General features: G+C 65.0%; 22 protein-coding genes. 17 read left to right on the top strand and 5 right to left on the bottom strand.

What is annotated here, in order from left to right:
- The first annotated feature begins 72 nt into the window (after window positions 1-72).
- From FYJ28_RS00455 to FYJ28_RS00390, 14 genes are all read left to right on the top strand, one after another.
- The gene (locus FYJ28_RS00455; protein ID WP_326831405.1) at window positions 73-1599 is read left to right on the top strand and encodes a leucyl aminopeptidase; all 1527 of its coding nucleotides are present in this window, start codon (window positions 73-75) and stop codon (window positions 1597-1599) included.
- Between the two features lie 194 nt (window positions 1600-1793).
- Window positions 1794-3176 carry a dihydrolipoyl dehydrogenase gene (gene lpdA, locus FYJ28_RS00450; protein ID WP_326831404.1) on the top strand — a complete coding sequence of 461 codons (1383 nt, stop codon included), beginning with the start codon at window positions 1794-1796 and terminating at the stop codon, window positions 3174-3176.
- A gap of 127 nt (window positions 3177-3303) precedes the next feature.
- Window positions 3304-5052 (top strand): 2-oxoglutarate dehydrogenase, E2 component, dihydrolipoamide succinyltransferase, encoded by a 1749-nt coding sequence (gene sucB / locus FYJ28_RS00445; protein ID WP_154577920.1) that lies wholly within the window; start codon window positions 3304-3306, stop codon window positions 5050-5052.
- Window positions 5053-5199: 147 nt separating this feature from the next.
- Entirely contained in the window at window positions 5200-5547 is a 348-nt protein-coding gene (locus FYJ28_RS00440; protein WP_055241710.1) for a hypothetical protein, read from the top strand.
- A gap of 196 nt (window positions 5548-5743) precedes the next feature.
- Window positions 5744-6172 carry an OsmC family peroxiredoxin gene (locus tag FYJ28_RS00435; RefSeq protein WP_154577919.1) on the top strand — a complete coding sequence of 143 codons (429 nt, stop codon included), beginning with the start codon at window positions 5744-5746 and terminating at the stop codon, window positions 6170-6172.
- A gap of 164 nt (window positions 6173-6336) precedes the next feature.
- A complete protein-coding gene (locus FYJ28_RS00430) occupies window positions 6337-6642 on the top strand; it encodes an urease subunit gamma (protein WP_154577918.1) in 306 nt (101 codons plus the stop codon).
- 1 nt (window position 6643) lies between these two features.
- Complete coding sequence (locus tag FYJ28_RS00425) at window positions 6644-7549, top strand: cobalamin biosynthesis protein CbiX (RefSeq protein WP_154577917.1); 906 nt, start codon at window positions 6644-6646, stop codon at window positions 7547-7549.
- A gap of 59 nt (window positions 7550-7608) precedes the next feature.
- Window positions 7609-8055 (top strand): urease subunit beta, encoded by a 447-nt coding sequence (locus tag FYJ28_RS00420; RefSeq protein WP_229780065.1) that lies wholly within the window; start codon window positions 7609-7611, stop codon window positions 8053-8055.
- Window positions 8055-9779 (top strand): urease subunit alpha, encoded by a 1725-nt coding sequence (gene ureC / locus FYJ28_RS00415; protein WP_154577915.1) that lies wholly within the window; start codon window positions 8055-8057, stop codon window positions 9777-9779. The genes FYJ28_RS00420 and ureC overlap by 1 nt, the downstream gene beginning before the upstream one ends.
- A gap of 9 nt (window positions 9780-9788) precedes the next feature.
- Window positions 9789-10478 (top strand): urease accessory protein UreF, encoded by a 690-nt coding sequence (locus FYJ28_RS00410; RefSeq protein ID WP_154577914.1) that lies wholly within the window; start codon window positions 9789-9791, stop codon window positions 10476-10478.
- A gap of 81 nt (window positions 10479-10559) precedes the next feature.
- Entirely contained in the window at window positions 10560-11195 is a 636-nt protein-coding gene (ureG, locus tag FYJ28_RS00405) for an urease accessory protein UreG (RefSeq protein WP_055242287.1), read from the top strand.
- On the top strand, window positions 11192-12241 hold the full coding sequence (locus FYJ28_RS00400) for an urease accessory protein UreD (RefSeq protein ID WP_082413567.1): 1050 nt from the start codon (window positions 11192-11194) through the stop codon (window positions 12239-12241). Before ureG ends, FYJ28_RS00400 begins: the two co-directional genes overlap by 4 nt.
- Before the next feature lie 14 nt (window positions 12242-12255).
- Entirely contained in the window at window positions 12256-13452 is a 1197-nt protein-coding gene (locus tag FYJ28_RS00395) for a HoxN/HupN/NixA family nickel/cobalt transporter (protein WP_326831402.1), read from the top strand.
- Window positions 13449-14378, top strand: a complete 930-nt coding sequence (locus tag FYJ28_RS00390; RefSeq protein WP_154577912.1) for an urea transporter — start codon at window positions 13449-13451, stop codon at window positions 14376-14378. Before FYJ28_RS00395 ends, FYJ28_RS00390 begins: the two co-directional genes overlap by 4 nt.
- Before the next feature lie 37 nt (window positions 14379-14415).
- On the opposite strand, the gene crcB is transcribed toward FYJ28_RS00390, so the two are convergent.
- The 4 genes from crcB to FYJ28_RS00370 all read right to left on the bottom strand — a co-directional run bounded on the left by crcB (window position 14416) and on the right by FYJ28_RS00370 (window position 20607).
- Window positions 14416-14793, bottom strand: coding sequence for a fluoride efflux transporter CrcB (gene crcB, locus FYJ28_RS00385; RefSeq protein WP_154577911.1), 378 nt, complete (start codon window positions 14791-14793; stop codon window positions 14416-14418).
- Entirely contained in the window at window positions 14790-15245 is a 456-nt protein-coding gene (locus tag FYJ28_RS00380; protein WP_154577910.1) for a fluoride efflux transporter FluC, read from the bottom strand. The genes crcB and FYJ28_RS00380 overlap by 4 nt, the downstream gene beginning before the upstream one ends.
- A gap of 189 nt (window positions 15246-15434) precedes the next feature.
- Window positions 15435-18947, bottom strand: a complete 3513-nt coding sequence (locus FYJ28_RS00375; RefSeq protein ID WP_154577909.1) for a S41 family peptidase — start codon at window positions 18945-18947, stop codon at window positions 15435-15437.
- A gap of 10 nt (window positions 18948-18957) precedes the next feature.
- Window positions 18958-20607, bottom strand: a complete 1650-nt coding sequence (locus FYJ28_RS00370) for a serine/threonine protein kinase (RefSeq protein WP_154577908.1) — start codon at window positions 20605-20607, stop codon at window positions 18958-18960.
- A 77-nt stretch (window positions 20608-20684) separates the two neighbouring features.
- Here FYJ28_RS00370 and lipB point away from each other — a divergent pair, with 77 nt between their 5' ends.
- From lipB to FYJ28_RS00355, 3 genes are all read left to right on the top strand, one after another.
- The gene (gene lipB / locus FYJ28_RS00365; RefSeq protein ID WP_268234965.1) at window positions 20685-21437 is read left to right on the top strand and encodes a lipoyl(octanoyl) transferase LipB; all 753 of its coding nucleotides are present in this window, start codon (window positions 20685-20687) and stop codon (window positions 21435-21437) included.
- Complete coding sequence (gene lipA / locus FYJ28_RS00360) at window positions 21434-22438, top strand: lipoyl synthase (RefSeq protein WP_326831401.1); 1005 nt, start codon at window positions 21434-21436, stop codon at window positions 22436-22438. Before lipB ends, lipA begins: the two co-directional genes overlap by 4 nt.
- A gap of 116 nt (window positions 22439-22554) precedes the next feature.
- Window positions 22555-23307, top strand: a complete 753-nt coding sequence (locus tag FYJ28_RS00355; protein WP_154577906.1) for a DUF4191 domain-containing protein — start codon at window positions 22555-22557, stop codon at window positions 23305-23307.
- A gap of 65 nt (window positions 23308-23372) precedes the next feature.
- On the opposite strand, the gene FYJ28_RS00350 is transcribed toward FYJ28_RS00355, so the two are convergent.
- Window positions 23373-23819: an RDD family protein gene (locus tag FYJ28_RS00350; RefSeq protein WP_326831400.1), complete on the bottom strand. Its 447-nt coding sequence runs from the start codon at window positions 23817-23819 to the stop codon at window positions 23373-23375.
- Window positions 23820-24014: the final 195 nt, after the last annotated feature.

The raw sequence follows: 24014 nt of genomic DNA, 5'->3' as shown, positions 1-24014 counted from the left end.
CCCGGACGGCGGAAGAGACTACGATCGATAGAGCAAAGCACCAAGAACACACAAACGTGAGGATGAAGCTTCGTGAGTAAAGCCAGTGAGCCAGACCTGCAGGTAATCTCCCGGGACGTACGCAAGGTCCAGGCGCAGGCCCTCGTGGTCGGCGTCGGGCAGAGCCCGGACGGACCGGTACTGGTGGACAGCCCGCTCTCTCAGAAGTCTTCCTCGGCTGTTGCCGGATCCTTTGCCCTGCTGGGTGTCACGGGTGCCGCGGACCAGGTTGTCCGCCTTCCCGGCCTCCCGGAACTGGACGCCGAAATGCTGGTTCTGGCAGGACTGGGACCGGTTGCTGCGGGTGAACCGCTGAGCACTGAAGCCCTGCGCCGTGCCGCGGGATCCGCTGTCCGCCAGCTGGCCGGGACAGAAACCGTGGCCCTGGCCCTGCCCGCTGCCACAGTGGAGGACGCCGCTGCCGTCGCCGAAGGCGCCCTGCTTGGTGCCTACAGCTTTACCGAATTCCGCAGCGCCCATTCAGCGAAGGCACCGGCTGCGGTTTCCAGGATCACGGTAATCACCAGCACCGCCGGTGAAGCGGAACTGAAGTCCGCCATGGAACGGGCGCAGATAGTTGCCCGGGCCGTGAACGCCACCCGGACCCTGGTCAACCAGCCCCCCAGCCACCTGTACCCGGAAACCTTCGCTGCCGCAGCCCGGGAGGCCGCACGGCCGCTGCCGGTCAAAGTCACGGTCTGGGACGAAAAGAAGCTTGAGCGTGAAGGGTTTGGCGGCATCCTAGGCGTCGGCAAGGGCTCAGCCCGCCCGCCCCGCCTGGTGAAGGTGGAGTACTCCCCCGCCCGCGCCAAGGCCAAACTGGCCCTGGTGGGCAAGGGAATCACCTTCGATTCCGGCGGAATCTCCCTGAAGCCCGCTGCCGGCATGCAGGCCATGAAGTCTGACATGGGCGGCGCCGCCGTCGTTCTCAATGCCCTCCTGGCCATCGCCGAGCTGGGCCTGCCCGTAAAGGTGACCGCGTGGCTGTGCCTGGCGGAAAACATGCCCTCGGGATCCGCCCAGCGGCCTTCAGACGTGCTGACCACCTACGGCGGCCGCACGGTGGAGGTGCTGAACACCGACGCCGAAGGCCGCCTGGTGATGGCTGACGGCCTGGCGATCGCCAGCGAAGAGGAACCAGACGTGATCATCGACGTCGCCACCCTCACCGGCGCCCAGATGGTCGCACTGGGCAACCGTGTTTCCGCCGTCATGGGCGAAGACGGGGTCCGCGACGCCGTTAAGGCAGCCGCAGACCGCGCCGGAGAACTGTTCTGGCCCATGCCGCTGCCCGAAGAACTGCGTGGCAGCCTGGATTCGCCCACCGCGGACCTTGCCAACATCGGTGAGCGCTTCGGCGGCATGATGACCGCAGCGGTGTTCCTGCGCGAGTTCGTTGGAGAGGTCGACGGCGTGAAGATCCCGTGGGCCCACCTGGACATCGCCGGGCCCGCATTCAACGAAGGCGCCCCGTACGGCTACACGCCCAAGGAAGGAACGGGCGTCGCAGTGCGGACCCTGGTCTCCTACGCCGAGGACGTCCTCGCCCGGGCGGTATAGCACCGCCTCATGTTTCGCGTGCAACTTAGAAGGGCAATTGTTGCGCGTGTTTCTGGTTACATTCGCCTTCCGGCCCACTTCACCGAGTGGATGCCGGGGAAACTGGGCGATAGTGTGAAACCTATTCACAACCGCCCGAATCACTAACCGACGCGCCATCAGTGCGTCAACAGATTACGCGAGGGAGCGTCCACGTGGCCGAAGAGGCAACTGCGCAAGAGTTCGACATCCTGATCCTCGGTGGAGGAAGCGGCGGCTACGCCGCAGCACTCCGCTCCGTGGAACTGGGCTTTTCCGTTGGGCTGATCGAAAAGGGGAAGCTGGGCGGCACCTGCCTGCACAACGGCTGCATCCCCACCAAGGCACTGCTGCACTCGGCTGAAATCGCCGAAAACGCCAAGACGGCGGAGAAGTACGGCATCAAGGCCACCTTCGACTCCGTGGACATGAACGCGGTCAACTCCTACAAGGACAACATCATTGCGGGCAAGTTCCGCGGCCTGCAGGGCCTGATCAAGTCCAAGGGCATCACCGTGATCGAGGGCGAAGGCCGGCTGACCAGCGAGAAGACCATTGAGGTCAACGGCCGCACGTACACCGGATCCAATATCATCCTGGCCACCGGCTCCTACTCCCGGTCACTCCCGGGCCTGGAAATCGGCGGACGCGTCATCACCTCCGACCAGGCGCTGACCCTGGACTACGTTCCCAAGAGCGCCGTGATCCTCGGCGGCGGCGTGATCGGCGTCGAGTTCGCATCCGTGTGGAACTCCTTTGGCGTGGACGTCACGATCGTGGAGGGCCTGCCCTCGCTGGTTCCCAACGAAGACGCTTCCATCATCAAGAACCTGGAACGCGCCTACAAGAAGCGCGGCATCAAGTTCAGCACCGGCATCTTCTTCGAGAAGGTGGAACAGAATGACGACGGCGTTGTTGTCACCCTCGCTGACGGCAAGACCTTCGAAGCTGAACTGCTGCTCGTAGCAGTCGGCCGCGGACCGGTCACGGCGAGCCTCGGCTACGAGGAAGCGGGCCTGACCATGGACCGCGGCTTCGTCATCACCAATGAGCGCCTGCACACCGGCGTCGGCAACGTATACGCCGTCGGCGACATTGTTCCCGGCCTGCAGCTGGCCCACCGCGGCTTCCAGCAGGGCATCTTCGTCGCCGAGGAAATCGCCGGCCTGAAGCCCGTTATCGTCGAGGACGTCAACATCCCGAAGGTCACCTACTGCGAACCTGAGATCGCCTCCGTTGGCCTGACCGAGGCCAAGGCCAAGGAAAAGCTCGGCGCAGAGAACGTCCAGGTCCAGGAATACAACCTTGCCGGCAACGGCAAGACCTCCATCCTGGGCAGCTCCGGCCTGATCAAGATGGTGCGTGAGAAGGACGGCCCCATCATTGGCGTCCACATGATCGGCGGCCGCATCGGCGAGCAGATCGGTGAAGCACAGCTGATCGTCAACTGGGAGGCCTACCCCGAAGACCTGGCCGGCCTGCTGCACGCGCACCCCACGCAGAACGAAGCCCTCGGCGAGGCTGCCATGGCCCTGGCCGGCAAGCCGCTGCACGGCTAAGAGGCCCGCAGCAACAGTTTTTCCCTGGTGCACCCGGCGCCATAGCTGCCGGGTGCACTAGGCTTCAAACCAACCAGCACCAGCGGTACGGCTGGTCAGAGAACTAACAAGGAGAAACGGGGACAATATGTCTGAAACCGTGAACTTACCCGCCCTTGGTGAGAGCGTCACCGAAGGCACCGTTACCCGCTGGCTGAAGCAGGTAGGCGATACCGTCGCCGTTGACGAGCCCCTGCTCGAAGTGTCCACCGACAAGGTCGACACTGAAATTCCTTCGCCGGTAGCCGGCGTCATCGAGGAAATCCTCGTAGCTGAAGATGAGACCGCTGAAGTTGGCGAAGCGCTGGTGCGCATCGGCGACGGCTCCGGTTCCTCCTCCGATTCCGATTCCCCGGAACCGGCGCAGGAAGAAGCAGCCGCCGAAGAAGCTCCGGAACCCGAAGCCAAGGAGGAAGCACCCGCTGCCGAGGAAGCCCCCGCTGAGGACTCCGGCTCCGGCGATTCCGGTGACAGCACCGAGGTCACACTTCCGGCACTGGGCGAAAGCGTCACCGAAGGCACCGTCACCCGCTGGCTGAAGTCCGTGGGCGACGACGTAGCCGTTGACGAGCCCCTGCTTGAGGTCTCCACTGACAAGGTAGACACTGAGATCCCGTCCCCCGTGGCCGGCAAGCTCCTGGAGATCAAGGTCAACGAAGACGAGACCGCAGAGGTCGGATCCGTCCTGGCCGTCATCGGTTCCGGCTCCGCTGCCCCCGCAAAGGCAGAACCGAAGGAAGCCGAGCCTGTCGCTGCCGCGCCGTCGACCGAGCGTGAAGAGCCCGTAGCCGAGCCCAAGCAGGAGGCCCCGAAGGAAGAGGCTCCGAAGGAAGAGGCCCCGAAGGAAGAGGCTCCGAAGGAAGAGGCTCCGAAGCAGGAAGCCGACAAGGAAGAGTCCGGCTCCGGCACTTACGTCACTCCGCTGGTCCGCAAGCTGGCCAACGAGCACGGCGTGGACCTCTCCACGGTCAAGGGCACCGGAGTTGCCGGACGCATCCGCAAGCAGGACGTCCTGGCAGCAGCCGAATCGGCCAAGGCAGAGGAACCGGCAGCAGCAGCGCCGTCGTCGTCTGACAAGGCTGCTCCGGCCAAGATCAGCGAGGAAAGCGCCAAGCTGCGCGGCACCACGGTCAAGGCACCGCGGATCCGCCAGACCATTGCCCGCCGCATGAAGGAGTCCCTGGACACCTCGGCACAGCTGACGCAGGTCCAGGAAGTGGACATGACCCGCATCGCCACGATGCGGCAGAAGGCCAAGGCAGGCTTCAAGGAGCAGAACGGTGCAAACCTGACGTTCCTGCCCTTCATCGCCAAGGCAGTGGTTGAGGCACTCAAGGCGCACCCGAAGCTGAACGCCTCCTACGACAGCGAATCGCAGGAGATCACTTACCACGACGCCGAGCACCTGGCGATCGCCGTTGATACTGAAAAGGGCCTGCTCGTTCCGGTCATCAACGACGCCGGCGACCTCAACCTCGCCGGTCTGGCCAAGCGCATTGCCGATGTCGGAGCACGTACCCGCAGCGGCAAGATCGGTCCGGATGAGCTCTCCGGCGGCACCTTCACGATCACGAACATCGGCAGCGTCGGAGCACTCTTCGACACCCCGATCATCAACCAGCCCCAGGTTGGAATCCTGGGCACCGGTGCGATCGTGAAGCGCCCCGTGGTCCGTACGGATGAGGACGGCAATGACACCATTGCCATCCGGTCCATGATGTACCTCTCGCTGACGTACGACCACCGCCTGGTGGACGGCGCCGATGCCGGCCGTTTCCTTCAGACCCTGAAGGCACGACTGGAAGAAGGCAGCTTCGAAGCCGATCTGGGCCTCTAAGCGCTAAAGCACGCGGACAGGCGGGCGTCCCCTCAGGGGACGTCCGCCTTCGCATTATGTGGCCCCCGGCATGGGAATTTCTACCCGTTGTAGAATAGTTACCGGAATAATTACGCACCCTGACATAGTGTCGGTAAGATCGAAAGCATGGACTTCCTTCACAGCTTCCTTGTCTTCCTCCACATCCTCGGAGCCGGCATCATCGTCGGCATCTGGGTTGCCAAGATCAAGAACCCCACCGTGATGCCCGGCCAGTTCCACGCCGCACTGCTGCAGCTGGTGACCGGCATCCTGCTGGTGGGCGTCAACGAGATGGGCGACGGCGATGTCAACCACATCAAGATTGCGGTCAAGCTCGCCATCGCACTGGTCATCGCCGTCATGGCCTTCATCGGCCAGCGCAAGTACAAGAAGGACCAGCCTGTTTCCGGTGTCCTGGCAAACGGCGTGGGCATCCTTACCGTGGTGAACGTGGCCCTGGCCACCATGTGGTAACCAACCCCTAAGAGCGGCAAGCGGTTCAGCCGCCCGGTTCCTCCCCTTCGTTTCGGAGGGGAGGAACTTTTTTTTGCCTCTGCCCAGGGAGTCGCCGGAACACAGCAGGTCTGGCAGCAGGGCTCCGGGCCTGCAAGGATTGCGTCAGCAGCCCGGGCAGCCGCCCCGGCGCCACCTGCGAATAAGGAGAGCTTCCATGGCTACTGTCCGTTCAGCACACACCGTCTGGAACGGGGACCTGTTCCACGGCAAGGGTGAAGTCACCCTGGACTCCTCCGACCTCGGCACATTCGATGTCACATGGAAGGCACGCGCGGAAGAAGCCGAAGGGCGGACCAGCCCGGAGGAACTGATCGCTGCAGCACACTCGGCCTGCTTCTCCATGGCCTTCAGCAATGCCCTCGCGGAGGCAGGAAAGACGGCAGAACGCATCGAAACTGCCGCCGAGGTCTCCTTCGTTCCCGGCACCGGAATCACCGGCAGCCATTTGCGGGTCAACGCCGTGGTGCCGGATCTGACCGCCGAGGAATTTACCGATATTGCCGAGTCCGCGAAGACCGACTGTCCGGTATCCCAGGCACTATCCGGTATCACCATCACCATGGATGCGACGCTGGAAACCTAGGTTCCCCACGCCGCCAGGACAAAAAGGACCTCTCCCCCGCCGGGAGAGGTCCTTTGGGGTATTGCCCGCCAATGCGGGCGCGTACTCTCCTTTACAAGCGAGCTTGGCCCGGGGGCCAAGGGAGCGATTTCGAAACGACCGCAACTGCGTCTGAAGGTGAAGATATGAACCTCACGCCAAAAGAAATCGACAAACTCTATGTCTACCAAGTGGCCGAGCTGGCCCGCAGGCGGCGGGACCGGGGAACCAAACTCAACGTCAGCGAAGCCATCGCCCTGATCTGCGAGGCAATCCTGGAAGGCGCTAGGGACGGCAAAACGGTCGCTGAAGTGATGGAGCTTGGAAAGCAAATCGTTTCCGAGAGCCAGTGCATGGACGGCGTCCGCGAGCGGCTGCCCCTGCTGCAGGTCGAAGCAACGTTCGTCGACGGCAGCAAGCTGGTCTCCTGCCACGATCCGATCGGGGTGTGACTTGACCCGGCCCACGGAGCCGGATGCGACGGTAGTGCTGGTCGGAGGACACGAGAGCGGAAACGGCGCGGATCTGTGTTTCGTGCCGGATTTCCTGCCCGGGTCCCTCGTCACCCCCGCCGGTCGCCCCCTTCACAATCTGCTCACGCGGCTGCTTGGCCGCAGCAGGGATGCCGACGGCTCAGTTCCACAGCCGGTAGTAGTGCTTCCGATGACTTTCGGGCGCAATCCCACTCTTGTTGCCGACACAGCCAAGACGCTTCGATGGCTCGGCACCGGGGACAGCAACGGAGATGCGGCAGCACCGCTGGCGCTGGCCGATGCCTTTGGAACGGGCGACCACCTCACAGCCTGGCTAAGGACAGCAGCCGTCGAAGTGCGCAGGCGGTCAGCGGAAGCGGCAATGCTGATTACTGCCGACGCCGCGAACCCGTTCGACGACGCCGAACTCTACCGCATCACCCACCTGGTGCGGACGCACGGAGCAGGCGTCCCCGTCGAGACGGCAGCTGCGGGCAGCGCGGCCGGGCTCCTGGAAGCGGTCCGGCGGCTCCGTCTGCTTGGAAGCAAACACACAATCGTCGTTCCGGCGGGCTTTCGCCGTACTCCGGTCGTTTCCTCAGAACTGGTGCCGTACGGCTCAGGCGATTTCTCCGACACTGAGTTCTACGGCGGACTGCTCAGTGAGAGGGCTGTGCTGCGGGTCATCGGCGAGCGTGTCCGCGACGCCCTTCACGCCCTCAGCCACGGCCGGACCGGCGTAGAAGCAGGGCTGCAGGCTGACCACGGCCACGGCTACGCCCATTCCCACGCATTTGAGGAGTCCGTCGGCCACTCCCATCCGCACAGTCACGGAACGGGCGCAAGCCATCCGCACAGCCACCCCGCCCCGATCGGCAGGAATTGACCGGGTCCCCCACCAAACACCACATGCAGCGACCCTGCACCGCTAGGGAAGGACAGATCATGCTGGGCACCCCAAGTTATGACCATAAGCAAGAGGACATTGAGATAAACGCCGGCCGGCCAAGTGTCACCCTGCTGGTAAGCAACACCGGAGACCGCGCGGTGCAAATAGGCTCGCACTTCCACTTCTTCGAAACCAACAAGGCCCTGCTGTTCGAACGTGAACGCGCCTACGGAATGCATCTGGATCTTCCCGCAGGCACCGGCGTCCGGATCGAGGCGGGTGATACCAGGGAGGTAACCCTCACCGCCTACGCCGGAAACCGGCGCGTGATCGGCTTCAACAATCTCGTTGACGGCGGGCTCGACGCAGCGGACACCAAAATCCGCGCCATGGAACGGATGAGGGAACTCGGGTTCCAGGACGGGAAGCCCACCACCAAACCAACTGCCGGTAATAAGGGCGGCGCAGGCAAAACCGGCGCCGCAAAAGAGGAGAAGAAGTGATGGCAAGGATCCCGCGCAAACAGTACACCGACCTCTTTGGCCCGACTACCGGCGACCGGGTGCGCCTGGCGGACACCAATCTGGTAATCGAGATCGAGAAGGACTTCAACGAAGGCCATTACGGCGATGAAGTTGTCTACGGCGGCGGCAAGACAGCCCGCGACGGCATGGCCGCAGATCCCCAGGCGACTTCCGCTGAGGGAGTCCTGGACCTGGTCATAACGAACGCCATCATCCTGGACCCGATTCTCGGAGTCGTTAAAGGCGACATCGGCATTCGCGACGGAAAGATAGCCGGGGTCGGCAAATCCGGGAACCCGCACACCCAGAGCGGAGTCGACCCGCGCCTGATCGTTGGCCCAGGCACCGAACTCCTCGCCGGTGAACACTTCATCGCCACAGCCGGAGGCATCGACTCCCACGTGCACTACATCTCCCCCGAGCAGGCCCTGGCAGCGCTTTCAAACGGCATCACCACGCTTTTTGGGGGCGGCACGGGGCCGACGGACGGTACTAACGGCGTTACAACCACCCCAGGCGTCTGGAATATAGCCACGATGCTTAGGTCCATCGAGGCGATGCCGGTCAACATGGGCATTCTTGGAAAGGGCAACGGATCACTGCCGGATGCATTGATCGAGCAGATCGAGGGCGGAGCGGCGGGACTCAAGGTCCATGAAGACTACGGTGCCACCCCGGCGGCACTAAGCAGGGCGCTCTCCGTTGCGGACGATTACGACGTCCAGATCTCGGTGCACACCGACAGCCTCAACGAGGCCGGATATGTAGAGAACACGCTGGACGCCATCGATGGCCGCACCATCCACACCTTCCACACCGAGGGCGCCGGCGGCGGGCACGCCCCGGACATCATCAGGGTGGCCGGCTACCCCAACGTGCTTCCGTCGTCAACGAACCCCACATTGCCTTATACGGCCAACTCCGTGGATGAGCTGCTGGACATGGTGATGGTCTGCCACCACCTCTCCCACGACATCCCCGAGGACGTCGCCTTTGCGGACTCGCGCGTTCGTGCCGAGACCATCTCCGCTGAGACGGTTTTCCACGACGAGGGCATCATCTCGATGGTGTCCTCCGATTCCCAGGCCATGGGGCGCATCGGTGAATCCTTTATGCGCACCTTCCAAATTGCGCACCACTGCAAGGACCAGCGCGGCAAGCTGCCGGAAGACAGCGCGGACAATGACAACTTCCGCGTGCTGCGGTTCCTTGCCAAGATCACCATCAACCCGGCCATCACCCAGGGTGTCTCCGATTACATCGGGTCCCTGGAAGAGGGCAAAATGGCGGACATCGTGCTCTGGCCGATTCAGTCCTTCGCCGCCAAGCCGAGGCTGATCGTTAAGGGCGGCCTGATCAACTGGGCGCTGATGGGAGACCCGAACGCTTCGCTGCCCACCCCGCAGCCGGTGTTCTACCGGCCTATGTTCGGCGCCCAGGGCAAGGCGCTGCAGAGCACCAGGGCGACCTTTATGTCCAAGGCAGCCATTGACAAGGGCGTGCCGGAAACGCTTGGCCTGGAGAGCCAGGTCCTGCCGGTGCACCGCTGCCGCGGCATCGGGAAGGAACATATGGTCCGCAACAATGCCACGCCGGATATCACGGTGGATCCGGAGACCTATGACGTGACCTATAACGGCACGCTGGCGAAGATACCCCCGGCGCAGTCCCTGCCGCTGACCCAGCTGTTCTTCCTGGCGTAGGAACACTGTATGTCGGACATAAGGCAGCTGCTCACCAGCCTGCAGTTCGCGGACTCGGCCTTTCCCAGCGGGTTCTACACGATGTCGCACGGGCTTGAGGGCTACAGCCAGGCCAGGCTCGTCTCTCGCGGCGATGTGCAGCCCCTGCTGGCCGATCTGCTTCTGCACTCCGTTGGACCCGGGGATGCAACGGCACTCGCCGCGGCACACCGCGCGGCGTCCGACGGCGACATCGAACTCGTTCAGGAAATCGACCAGCTTCTCTTCGCCTCCAAGCTGAACGCGGAAATGCGCACGGCCTCCGTGCGCAGCGGACACCAGCTGATCGATCTCGGTGCCGAGTTGATTGAGCAGCCGCTGCTCGCTGAATACGGTGCCCGGGTGCGCAGCCGGGCCACCCCCGGCTGCCAGCCTGTCGCCTCGGCAGTGATTTATGCGGCCAACGGCGTGCAGACCCGGCAGGCCGTGGCCTCGGACCTGTTCGCCTTTTCGGCAAGCTTCGTTGGTGCCGCTCTCCGCCTGCGGCTTACCGACCACCGGCATGCCCAGGCCGTCCTGCTGGAAACGGCTGGAGTGATGGAACAGGCCACCGATGCCGCACTTGAACGCGGCCTCTCCGACCTTGGCGGCTGCGTGCCGCTGGCCGATGTCATGTCCGCCCAGCACGAAAAAGCCGAGGCACGGCTCTTCGCCAGCTGACGCCGGCACACGAAGGAAGTTCGGGACGGCACCGGAAGGTGCCAGACACGAAAGATGCAGAACACCGGAAATGAGGAAGTTATGAGCGAGAACGTGTTGAGGATCGGTATCGGCGGACCGGTAGGCAGCGGCAAGACTGCGCTGACGGAGGCCCTCGTCCCCCGGCTCATCGCGGCCGGCCGAACCCCGGGCGTCATCACTAACGATATCTACACCCAGGAGGACGCCCACCATGTCCGCCGGGAGCTGGACGGCATCCTGGACCCTGAGCGTGTCATGGGGGTCGAGACCGGTTCCTGCCCGCATACGGCCGTGCGGGATGATCCGACCATGAATCTGGCCGTCGGCGCCGAGATGCTGGAACGGTTCCCGGACATCGATACCCTCATCTACGAATCGGGCGGCGACAACCTGACCCTGACCTTTTCCCCGGCCCTGGCAGATGTGTTCGTGTTCGTGCTGGACACTGCCGAGGGCGAGAAAATGCCCCGCAAACGCGGACCGGGCATTACGGACAGCGACATCCTGGTGATCAACAAGATCGATATAGCGCAGTACGTACGCACGGACCTGGGCGTCATGGAGGCCGATGCGCACCGGGTACGCGAAGACAGGCCGGTGGTGCTGACCAACTCACTGACCGGGCAGGGGGTCGATGAGCTGTACCAGCAGATCATGACGCAGTGGAACGGTGCCAGAACCGAGCTCATCGGATGACGGTCAAAGCCGCGGAACCGGAAAGCACCGCTGGCCCCCGGCTGAGTCCGGCCCCTCAGAAGCCGGCTCCCCAGGCCGGAGGCCGGCCCCCGAGCACGGGCGGTTACCGGCTCGAACCGGCCTACTACGAAGCGGTCCGGGTGCCGGAGGAAGTGCTGCGCCACGCGGGCTCACCGCGCAGCCTGCCCGTCGGCAGCCCGGGCAAGGTCGGCGTGCTGCAGCTTGGCTTCGACCGCAACCGCGGCCGGACCGAACTGGTGGAGCATTACCAGAAGTCCCCGCTGCAGATCATGCATCCGCTGTACTTCAATCTGCTGCGCCCCGACATGCCCTACACCTACCTGATGTCGTCCGGCGGAGGCATCCTGCAGGGAGACCGGCAGCGCACCGACCTGCGGTTCAGTGCCGGAACGTCGGCGCACGTGACCACCCAGGCCCATACCCGGATCTACCGCATGGACTATGGGTACGCGACCGCCGTCGTCAACATCGCGGCTGAAGAAGATGCCTATGTGGAGTACCTGCCGGACCCGGTTGTGCCCTTCGCGGATTCGCGTTTCTACCAGCAGACGTCGGTGGTGCTGGACGAGTCCGCGACGCTGCTCCTGGGCGAGACCGTCTACGCCGGCCGGCTGGCGCGGGGTGAGCGGCACGCCTATGACGTATATGCCTCAGATTTTGAGGTACGTCGTCCTGACGGGCGGCTGGTAGCCCTGGACAGGGTGCGGCTCTGTCCCGGGGACGGGGAAGACGGCCGCGGCGTAAACGGATTGGGTGTGCTGGCGGGCCACGATGTGCTCGCTATGCTCTACGTCTTCACTCCCCTCGTTCCCCCGGCGCAACTGGCAGACTCGCTGTCCCGGGCAGTTCGCGAAAGCGGGGGTGACCTGATCTTCGGGGTGAGCACCCTGCCCGGCGATACCGGCGTGTGGATGCGGCTGCTTGGCAACGACACTGTGGCCGTGGCGGCCGCGAACACAGCAGCTGCATCCGCCATGCATGAGCTGCTGACCGGGAAGCAGGCACCCCTCATTCGGAAGAACTAGGAAGGGGTCTGACCGTGCGTGGACAAAGCGTTACGCAGACGGCGGGGGCAAAGCCGCAGCACTCCTACCGGGCGCAGGTAGTTCTCGCCTTCATACCCGTCGTGCTCCTGCACGTCGCGGGGTTCGGACTGTTCTTCTTCCTGGTGGAACCGCTGCACCTGCAGCTTGGATCCTCCGTCTTTGGTGTCGGCATTGCCGTGGTGGCCTATGTGCTTGGCGTGAGGCACGCCTTCGACGCCGACCACATTGCCGCCATTGACAACACGACCCGCAAGCTCGTTGACCTGCGCCGGCCAGCCGCCGGCGTCGGCCTGTTCTTTTCACTGGGGCACTCCACGATCGTCTTTCTCATGGCGGCACTGCTGGCACTCGGAGTGAGCTGGGCGGTGGGCCTGAGCGATGACGGCAACGAGGTCCGCAATGGCCTGGGCGTTTTCGGCACGCTCGTGTCCGGAGTCTTCCTGCTGCTGATCGGGCTCATCAACGCCGTCGCCTTTCTCGGAATCCTGAAGGTCTGGCGGGCTTCACGCAACGGAGAGCTGGACCAGGTGGAGCTGGAACGCCACCTTCAGGGTCGCGGGTTCATCACCCGGATCCTGCGGCCGCTGCTGAAGACGATCGACCGGCCGGGCAAGATGTACGCGGTCGGGTTCCTATTCGGGCTGGGTTTTGACACCGCCAGTGAGATTGCACTGCTGGTGCTCGCCGGAACCGGAGCCGCGACCGGGCTGCCCTGGTACGCCATCCTCTGCCTGCCGCTCATCTTCGCGGCCGGCATGAGCCTGTTCGACACACTCGACTCGGCCGTGATGGTCCGTGCCTACGGCTGGGCCAGCGTCAACGCGATCCGCAAGGTTTACTACAACCTGACCATCACCGGGCTCTCCGTGATGATTGCGGTCATCATCGGCGGCATCGAGCTCGTAGGCCTGCTGAACGAGAAGCTTGGCCTCCAGGATCCCCTCACCGGGTGGGTGGCCGGCATCGACCTGGAGAACGTGGGGTACATCATCGTGGGCACCCTGGTCCTGGTCTGGCTAATCTCCACCGCCTACTGGAAGTTTGGGAGGGTGGAGGAGCGGTGGGCCCTGCCGTGCCCCGGGCCCGGGGGCGCCGTGCCCGGTGAGGGTGCATCACCGGCAGCCAGACCCGGAAAAACACCCGGGCAGGGCCGGCCGCCGAACACACCCGCGGGAGAGGACAGGATATGAGCAGCGTAGGCGCAACCCCCCCGCATCCTGCCATCCCAGCCGCAGGCTGGCTCAAAGGCTGGTGCCAGGGGCTCTCACAGATCTTCTTCCAGAGCAACGTCTTCACAGCGCTGCTGATACTGGCCGCCTTTGCCGTCGCGGACTGGCGCATGGCGTTGCTGGTCCTCATTGGCGCTGCAGGCAACACGGTGACCGGACGGCTGATCGGAGCTGACTCCTCCTCGGTCACGGCGGGCATGCAGGGTTTCTGCGGGGCCCTGGTCGGAGCGGCAACCTTTGCGGCCATCGGAGGCCAGTGGGCGGCCTACCCGATCGCCCTGATCGGCGGTGCTCTCTGCGCTCCCGTGATCTGGCTGGTGAACGCGCTCTTCACGAAGACCCCGCTGAGGATCTACGGACTGCCCTCGACCACAGCGCCGTTCTGCATCGTGGCCACGATCATCCTGTTCAGTACCGAGGCGCTGCATGTAAGCGCGCCGACGTCGGCCACCATCGATTCGGCGCCGCTGGCCTTCGTCCGCTCACTGCTGACGAATGTGTCCGAGGTAGTCCTCATCAACAACGAATGGTCCGGCGCGCTGATTCTGCTGGGCCTGTTCGTGGCGAGCTGGAAGGTTGGCCTGGCCGGCCTGCTCGGCAGTGTGGTGGGCAGCCTGTGCGCACTGGCGCTCGGTGAAGCACTGACCGAGACGGCCAACGGCCTGGCCGGTTACTCCGGCGTGCTGACCGCCATCGCACTGGCCGTCGTGTTCCTGCGCAGCAGCACGATCTCATGGGTGCTTGCAACCATTGGAACGGCCGTGACAGCGGTGGTGACCCTGCTGATGCATGAGATCGCCGCACCCACCTACACATGGCCGTACATCCTCACCACCTGGGTGTTCCTGATAATCGCCCACTACATTCCCGCAGCGAAGCGTCCCTAGCAGTGGGTCGTCCGGATGTATCCAGGCTGGAATTGGGCTACAGCGAAGTACCTATCCAGAGGCCGGCCACGGCAGCGGCAACGGAGAGCAGCAGCATCACGACGCCGCTGATGAACGAAGCCCCGTAGCGGCCCTTCTTGATGAGCTGTACGGTCTCGTAGCTCGCCGTGCTGAAGGTCGTATAACCGCCAAGGAATCCGGTACCGATGACGATGCTGACGTCGGTGGGTACAAAATGCTCGACGGTGAGGCCGGTGAGAAAACCAAGCACGAGGGAACCGGAGACGTTGATGATCGTCGTCGCCCAGGCAAACTGCGTCTTGGAGTGGGCACGGATGAATCCGTCCAGCATAAACCGCACAGTGGCGCCCACACCGCCGGCCAGGGCCAGCAACAGGAAGATTCCGGGGGTCATGTCGCATCCTCCTGTTCATCCCTGCGCGGGCCAGGGGCACGGTTGTTGACGGCGGTCGCAATCGCGATGCCCGCCCAGGTGGCGCAGGCACCCACAATCACCGTGGCCAGCGCGTAAATCACCGCGGATCCCGGGAGCCCGTCGCGGAAAAGCACGGCGGTGTCGGTGGCCAGCGAGCTGTAGGTGGTGAAGCCGCCGCAGAACCCGGTGCCCAGCAGGAGCTTGAGGTTCGCGCCGGTGGGCCGCGCCTTGTCCAGGCGCGTAACGGCTTCGTAGAGGTAGCCGAGCAGGAAGGCGCCGATCACGTTGATGATCGGGATCGCGATCGGGACTTCGCCGAGGTTCGGGATGACGAGCGACAGGCCCTCGCGGCTTGCTGCGCCGGCTCCGCCGCCAACGAAGACCAGCCCGATGGCTGCCCAGCGCAGGTACGGCGCGCGGGTGCCGCTCATTTTGCCGTCCGATCCCGGGCCGCACCGGCCCCGCGGGGACCGCCGGTGACGGTCCGCAGCCAACTGTGATTAGAGTCCATTCTTGAACGCTACGCCTGCGTACCGGCTGGTTCAATCAAGCAGACCGCCGGAAACGCCCGGACGGAGGAATCCCTCCCGCCAGGAAGAGGTCCCTCCCTCCGGTTCCGCCTAGCTGTCCTTGCCGGACCGGCCCTGCGGCCGCGGCGGCAGCGGTGCCGGGCGAAGGCTGGGATAGCCCTCCCTGGCCGGCGGCTGGTCCGTGGGGATTTCTGCGAGCATCTCCTTGAGGATGGCGACACCCTGCTCCAGCTGCGGGTCGGCTCCGGCCATGTAGGAATGCGGCGGGTACGGAACTTCAATGTCCGGTTCAACCCCGCGGTTCTCCACCCCGAAACCAACGCCGCCGGTGAACCAGAAGGCGTACCGCGGCTGGGTCACCGAAGTTCCGTCAGCCAGGGCAAAACGCCCGTCGATGCCCACTACGCCGCCCCATGTGCGTGTACCGACCACAGGGCCGATCCCGCGCAGCTTGGCCACCTGGGTAACGATGTCGCCGTCAGATCCCGCGAATTCGTCAGTCAGGATCACCACGGGGCCACGCGGGGCCTGCGCCGGATAGGTACCGGCCTGGTCTCCCCGGGGCAGGCTCCAGGCCGTCACCTTCCGGCCAATCAGTTCCGCCACCAGCTGGGACGTGTGTCCGCCCCGGTTGTGCCGGACGTCGATTACCAGGCCGTCCTTCGCAGCCTCGCTGTCCAGGTCCCTGTGCAGCTGTGCCCACCCGCTGGCCACCATGTCCGGGATGTGCAGGTAGCCGAAGGAGCCGTCTGAAGCGGCACGCACCGCACGCCGGTTGGCATTTACCCAGTTCTGGTAACGGAGCCGCTCTTCGCTGCGCAGGGGCACGACGGCGATCCGCCGCTGCTGCGGGCTGTCCCCGTTGCGGATAACCGTCAGCTCAACCACCCGCCCTCCGGCGCCGACGAGCAGCGCTGCCGGACCCTTGTCGGCAGGGACAGGGAGCCCGTCCACGGCGGCGATCACGTCTCCGGGACGCACATCGGCACCCGGAGCGCTCAGCGGCGATATTGCCTGCGGGTCAGAGGATTCCGGATCGAGGATCCTGGCCACTTCCCAGCCGCCGTTTCCGGGCCGGAGATCTGCGCCAAGGAAGCCCTGCGGTCCTCCCCCGGCTTCGGCGATGCCGGCCGGAGTGACGTAGGCGTGGGAGGTTCCCAGTTCACCCTGCAGCTCCCAGAGCAGGTCCACAAGATCATCATGGGACCCAAGCTGCTGTACCAGTGGCCGGTACCGTGCGTGGACGGCATCCCAGTCGAGTCCGCCCATATCCGGGGTCCAGAAGAAGTCCCGCTGCAGGCGCCAGGTCTCATCGAATGCCTGCCCCCACACCTGGAGAGGCTCCAGGAGTACGCGGATGCGGGAAAGGTCAATGGTCGTGCTCTCCGGGGAATCCTCGTCTACCCTGGCTGCTGCGGGCACGGCACGGACACGGTTTTCCTGCCGGAGCACAACCGTTCCGGCGTCGCCGCTGAGTTCGTAGTCATCCAGCGCCGGAACCAGCACGGAGACTTCCCTTTTGGCCAGGTCGAAACGCTCCAGACGCTTGCCGGGCAGCCGGTCGGAGGAGCTGGCCTTCCCGTCGCCGGTTACGCCATAGACGTCCTCCGCGAGCCACAGCAGCGCACCGTCAGCCGCCCGGAGTTTGGAGTAGCGCCCCTGCGGGACCGGAACGGGGATGATGCGTTCTGCCAGCCGGTCCAGGTCCACCAGCGTTTCCAGTGCGTCCCCGGAAGCGTCCCCGGGGTCGTCCGACCCTACGGCCGGTCCTGCCGAGGGCTGTTCCACCGTGTGCGCGGACGGACCGAACGGCGAGTTGGTGGACGCTGCGAGGGCAACCAGGAAAGGCTTCGTGGACGTGGGGAACCCCAGGTCAAAACCATGTGTGTCATAGACCGGGTCAAAGCTGCGCTCTGACAGGAAAGACAGGAACGCTCCATCCGGTGTGAAGGAAGGGCTGTGGTCGTGGAAGCGGCCGTCCGTAACGTCAGTGACGGCCGCGTCCGAACCGTTCGCGGGACGGAGCCGGATCCTGCGGCGGGCCCCTTCGATGGCGACGGGCTCGGCCCATGCCAGCCAGCGGGAGTCAGGACTGAATGCGAGTTCCTCAACGGCCCCGTGGCCGCTGTCGGCGATCTCGGACAGCTGGCCGGATTCGACGTCGAGCAGGTAGACCTGGCCGAACTCCGTGGCAGCGGCCACGAGCTTCCCGTCGGGGCTGGGGACCAGCTGGGACACCCGGGTGGGGGCGGGGAACTGGATCCGGACTACGGCATTGCCGGCTGCGCTTTCCTGGGATGCGAGGACTGCCTCGGAGGCACCCTGCTCGCCGCCCTCTGCCGGGACGGCGGCGGCCGGAGCTGACACCGCTGCGGGGGCAGCAGGCACTGCCGTGCTGCCTGCCGGGGGACGGCCCAGAGCCGATACGGGCCTGGGAAGCTCATCCTGGCCGTCTTCTGCCGGTGCAGCCGGCGTTTCGGTGGCTTGCTTTGCCTTCTCTGCCACGGCTGGCAAAGAGGCGAAAACGTCCTTGATGAACAATGCCTCTTCGTTGCCGGGATCGGCCACAAACACGGCGCGTCCTCCCGGCAGCGGCCGGCCCAGCCGGGCCCGGACACCCGGGGTTGCCTCGATTACCCGCGAGGGTCCGTCCTTGTGCGTGAGCCAGTGCAGCGTGCCGTGGCTTTCAACCACACTGGATTTGCCGGCGGTGTCGGGCACTGCTGCGGCCAGGTGGCGCGCGGCGTTGAGCGGGCGGGGCCGGCGTCCGGTTCCCGCCGAACCCAGGCTGATGTCCAGCCGCTCAGGTTCCGCGTCCAGGTTCGCAAGCAGCCAGAGTGCGCCGGCAGATTCGAAGATGATCCGGGTACCGTCCGAGGACGGGTGCCGGACGTAGAAGTCCTGGAAGTCAGTGTGCCTGCGCAGGTCGGATCCTGCCGGCGTCACCGAGTAGATGTTGCCGTAGCCCTCATGGTCGGAGAAGAAGGCGACCCGGCCGTCTACCCACATCGGGTAGGCGAGGTTGCCGTCAAGTTCGGGAACCAGGCGGACAAACTCGCCGTTGCCGTCGGCATCGATCCAGAGTTTCCCGGCAGTGCCGCCGCGGTATCTCTTCCAGCGTGCGGGCTCCCGGCTAAGCACGGATCCGATAACAAGCGGGCGCTCGTCGCCCAGTGCCGGCCCGTGTGCCAGCGTGTCCAGCGGCCCGTAGGGAAGCCTCGACGGCGCTGCGCCGTCCAGTGGAACCTCGTAGGCCCAGCGGAGGCGAAAGTCCTCGTACTCAAAAGGGCTGGTGGCGATGACCGCCCCTGAGGGCGCGAACCCGCGGACCCGGGTGTTCTGGTTGCCCCAGAAGGTCAGCTGGCGGAAGTCTCCGCCCTCGGTATCGGCCGTCACGACTTCCGGTGCGGCACCCTGGATGACAGTCCAGGCGATCCGCGATCCGTCCGGCGAGAACTTGGGATTGCGGGCAGGCAGCTGCAGGGAGGACACACGCCAGGCCCGTCCCCCTGAAACCGGCACCACCCACACGTCGTCCTCGGCTACGAAGGTCACGCGGTCGCCGTGCAGGTCGGGATAGCGAAGGTACGCAGTTGAACTCATATTTCCGATCCTATCTTTCGGCTTCCCCCCTCCTGTCCAGGCTTGCCGCAGCGGGCAGCACTGCGGCGATCCGCCACTGTCCCTCCACTCGAACCATCTCCAGGAGCACGTCCTGCCGGACCGGGCTCCCGGCGGGGGCAGCCTCTGTGCCGTCTGCACGGACCTGCTGCCAGCCTGAGAGCTGCGCCGAGACATGGATCCGGGCTGCCCCTGCGGGCGGGCCACCTGGTCCGTCCCGCTCAGCGGCTGAGGCCTGTAGGACTTCGACGCCAAAACCGGCCAGCCGTTCCCCCCGTTCCTCAAGACGTGCCAGCTGGGCTTGGTCTGCCGCCTGCGCCGCTGAGCCTTCCTGATTGACCCATGCCAGCAGCTCAGTACTGCCCTGTTCGAACGCACGTGCGCGAAGAGCCGAGAGAACCCGGACAGCGGTGAGCGGATCCTCTGCTGCCAACGCAGCCTGCTCCTCGGCTGAAGGCTCCCCCGTCCCGGCTGCCTCACCGCTTCCCGGCCGTTCATCGGCCGCGTCGCTCCGGCCCGGCAACGCGGAGCCCTCCACGGTGTCCCCTGACGCGGGCACGAAGGCATGCTGGCGGGGATAGAGGACTTCCGGGGCCAGAACGGCGACAGCTCCGAGGCCGGCGGTCGCGGACACCAGCAGCGTGGCGATGACCATCCTGGCTTTCCCGTGGCCGCCTTCCGCTACCCGTCGCCGTGCCGGGCCCGTTCCCGCAGAACGGGGTTTCCTGTCCTGCTTCTGTCTCCGGCGTCTTCCAGACCCGGCACGCAGGGATACGGAAGCACCCGCCCCGGGGCGGCGGAGGCCGGCGGTGAGCAGGTCCATAGGCTCCGGGTCCCAGGCCCCCAGTACCTCCGCAGCGAATTCTCCGGCTCCCGGACGCAGGGCAGGGTCCTCCCGGAGCGCCGAATCCAGCAGGTCCCGCAGCACGGCGGGCGCCTCCGGCACCAGGACGCCCAGCGGAGGACGTAGACCAGGCACCAGCGGCCTGCCCGTCAGCATGAACCAGCCGAGGGCCCCCAGCGCGTACACGTCCTCCGACGGTCCGTGACCCGGCACAGACGTAGAAACCCCTGCCGTGCAGGACCCGGGATCCCCCGCTTTGAGGCCATGCGCCGGGGGCAGGATCATTCCCGTCCCGAAATCCGCCAGCAGCGGCTTGCCGTTGGCCGTGAAGAGAACGTTCCCGGGCGTGAGCCGTCCGTGGACAGCCCCTTCGTCATGCAGGGCCTGGAGCGCCCGGCCCACACCCACCAGCACTGTTACGGCCTGCCCCGGCGTCAGAGCGCCCCGCGCAGCAACCTCCCGGGCCAGGGTGCCGCCGGGCGCATATTCAAGCAACAGCCCCGGACCGTCGGCCGCAGCAACGATTCCGTGGACACCCAGCAGGTTCTCATGGTGGTAGCGGGAGAGGATCGTGAGTTCCCGGCGCAGTTCATAGTCATCTCGGAGGGTACTGCCGGCGTGCGGGATTTTGAGCGCATAGCTCTGCCCCTCACCAATGTGTTCCACCAGCCAAACCGACGCACCGCTTCCCGTGCCCAGACACGGACCGGTTCGCCAGGCCTCCTCAGGGAGCAGCGGAGGGCGGACGGTGCCGGCGTCTTCAGATGCGTCAGCGTCAGTTCCCGGCCCTGTCTCCATGCCGACAGTTCTAGCCTGCCAAAGCGATTGGTGCAGGACTTATCCACAGGCTGCGGCAAACGTGACGCGAAACACATCTGCTTTCCGTCACTGCACCGGTTAGGGTAGCCCCTATGGATCTGCAGTTTCTCCGCGTTGGCCTTGCTCCCGGCTACCTGGACTACCAGGAGGGATGGGATCTTCAACGCAGGGCCCACCGGGAGGTCAGCGAGGGAACCCGGCAGAACACCGTCTACCTTCTGGAGCACACCCCGGTCTACACGGCCGGAAGGCGAACCGAGCCCCATGAGCGCCCCTTCGACGGCACCGAGGTGGTCAATGTTGACCGCGGCGGCAAACTCACCTGGCACGGTCCCGGGCAGCTGGTGGGTTACCCAATCCTCCGCCTGCCGGATCCCGTCCTGGTGGTGGACTACGTCGCAGCTCTTGAGTCCGCCCTTATCAGCGTGCTGGCCGACTACGGCCTGGCCGGGGAACGCGTAGACGGACGCTCGGGTGTCTGGATCCGCGGGACGGACGGCGGGCAGGACCGCAAGATCGCCGCCGTCGGCATCCGCGTGGACCACGGCGTTACGATGCACGGATTCTCACTGAACTGCAGCAATGACCTCGCTCCCTACGCCCAGATCGTGGCGTGCGGAATTTCCGATGCAGGCACGACTTCAATCAGCGCCGAAACGGGCACTGCGGTGACGCCCTCAGACGTGGTGGAGCGTGTGCAGGAAGAACTGCGGCACACCCTCGCGAACCTATCTCCCCATCCCGGTGCTGCACCCCCAGCGCCGGGCAACTCCGGCACAGCCAACAAAGCACAAGGAGCCATGACGTGACACTTGCCCCCGAAGGCCGCCGCCTGCTGCGCATCGAGCAGCGAAACGTCGCCGTTCCGGTGGAACGCAAGCCCGACTGGATCAAAGCGAAGGTCAACATTGGCCCGGAGTACGTCCACTTGAAAGGGCAGGTGAAGAAAGAAGGCCTGCACACAGTCTGCGAGGAGGCAGGCTGCCCCAACATCTTCGAATGCTGGGAAGACAAGGAAGCGACGTTCCTGATCGGCGGTTCGGACTGTACGCGCCGCTGCGATTTCTGCCAGATCGACACTGGCAAGCCTTCGCCGCTGGACCGCATGGAACCGCTGAAGGTTGCGCGTTCGGTCCAGTCGATGAACCTGCGCTACGCGACCGTCACCGGCGTCGCCCGCGACGACCTTGCGGACGAGGGAACCTGGCTGTACGCGGAGACGATTCGCCAGATCCATGCCCTCAACCAGGGAACCGGCGTCGAAATCCTCATTCCGGATTTCTCCGGCAAGCCCGAACACATCCAGGCCATCTGCGATGCGGCCCCGGAAGTATTCGCGCACAACGTGGAGACGGTCCCCCGCCTTTTCAAGCGGATCCGGCCGGCATTCCGCTACGAGCGTTCCCTGGATGTCATCACTCAGGGGCAGGCACTGGGCATGGTCACCAAGTCGAACCTGATCCTGGGCATGGGCGAAACACGGGACGAAATCTCCGGTGCGTTGCGGGACCTCCGTGAGGCAGGCTGCGACCTGCTGACCATCACCCAGTACCTGAGGCCCAGCGAACGCCACCTGCCGGTGGACCGCTGGGTCAAGCCGGAGGAATTCGTCGAGCTCAGCGCAGAGGCGGAAGAACTGGGCTTCCTGGGAGTGATGAGCGGTCCCCTGGTCCGTTCCTCCTACCGGGCAGGCCGGCTTTGGGCAGGCGCCATGCGCAAAAAGGGCCGCGTGCTGCCGCCCAACCTCGCCCACATCGCTGACTCCGGGACCGCTGCCCAGGAGGCATCCGCCGTCCTGGCCCGCCGGTAATGCCCGCCGGTAATGCCCGGCGGATACCTTCGTTTTCCCTAGTCTCAACAGGCCCGCCTGCTCCCCGCGTCACGGGGAGATAGTGCTGCGCCTTCATCACGTAGAATTGACGCATTATGGCCAACAGCACTGATTCCGACGCATCCAAGGGCGCCCGCCGCGGCCTCTTCTCCCGCAAGCCGAAGGCGGAAAAGAAGAACAAGCAGCCCGGCCGCATGAAACAGATCGCCGATGTCTTCAAGATGACCCGGCGCAATGATCCCAGTGTCATTTGGCGGATGGTGGGTGCCTTTGCGGGCATCATCGCCATCGGCCTGATCATTGGTTTCCTGATCGACAACTGGGTCACGATGCTCATCATCGCGATCCCGCTCGGCCTGCTGGCCGCCATGTTCATCCTGTCCCGCCGTGCCGAACGCGCAGCCTTCGCGCAGATCGAGGGACAGCCGGGAGCCTCCGGTGCCGCACTTTCCGTCCTGCGCCGCGGCTGGATCCTGGAGGAACAGCCCGTTGCCGTCAGCCCGCGTACCCAGGATGCTGTGTTCCGCGCCATCGGACGTCCCGGCATTGTCCTGGTCACCGAAGGTCCGTCGAACCGGGTCAAGGCACTGGTTGACGGTGAACGCCGCAAGATGAACCGTATTGTCCCCAACGTTCCGGTCCACGTCATCCAGACGGGACGCGGCGAAGGACAGGTTCCCCTCCAGCAGGTTGCCAAGAAGGTCAAGAAGCTCAAGAAGTCGCTGACCAAGCAGGAGGTCGCCGCCGTGAACAAGCGGCTCTCCGCCCTCGGCCAGCGCCTTCCAATCCCCAAGGGCATCGACCCGTACAAGGCACGCCCGGACCGCAAGGCCGCCCGCGGCCGCTAAGACCGCAGCATAAAGAATGCCCCCGTCAGGTGAACCTGGCGGGGGCATTCTTTGTGTTGGGGGGGTCAGCGCCCGTGCTTGACCTTCACGAGGACAGTCTTCATCGCCCTGTCATGGAGACCACGCTGGTCGGCATCGAAGATCAGGGCCGGGATAACGAGGCAGAGCAGGACAGTGCGAACGACGCCGGCAAGCGGGCCGGCAGCGCTGCCGTCGAGTTTCTGCACCTGCAGGCTGAAAACCCGGTGTCCGATGCTGTAGCCCAGCAAGCCGACGAGCACGATCTGCTCTGCAGCAAACACCAGCAGGATCGAGTTTCCCGTGCCGCCGAAAAACGCGTACGCAATCAGTGACGCCAGCGCCCAGTCGATGATGAGCGCACCCAGCCTCGGGCCCACCCGGGCGATCGAACCAGGACCTGTCCGGGGCCTGCCCAGCCTGCGGCCCGGCCAGTTCTCTTCGTCGGATGGGGGGCCTTCAAGCCATGAACCAATGCTTCGTCTGTCAACCACGGTTTAAGACTACCGGGTAGCCCAGAGCACCGCCGACGGACTGTGAAGCGCCCAATTATGCCTGTGGCGGCGCGCACAGGCTAGGGTGGAGACAGGAGCATGGTGCACGTAACGTTGCCGAAACATTGGTGACACGGGCGGGTAATGGGGTGCTCCTAGACTATTTTCTGTTGCCGGATCCTGCGGGAATCACCG

The sequence above is a fragment of the Arthrobacter sp. BL-252-APC-1A genome (assembly GCF_009696625.1).
Taxonomy (GTDB): domain Bacteria; phylum Actinomycetota; class Actinomycetes; order Actinomycetales; family Micrococcaceae; genus Arthrobacter_B.
This window is presented reverse-complemented; position numbering and strand designations above follow the sequence as displayed.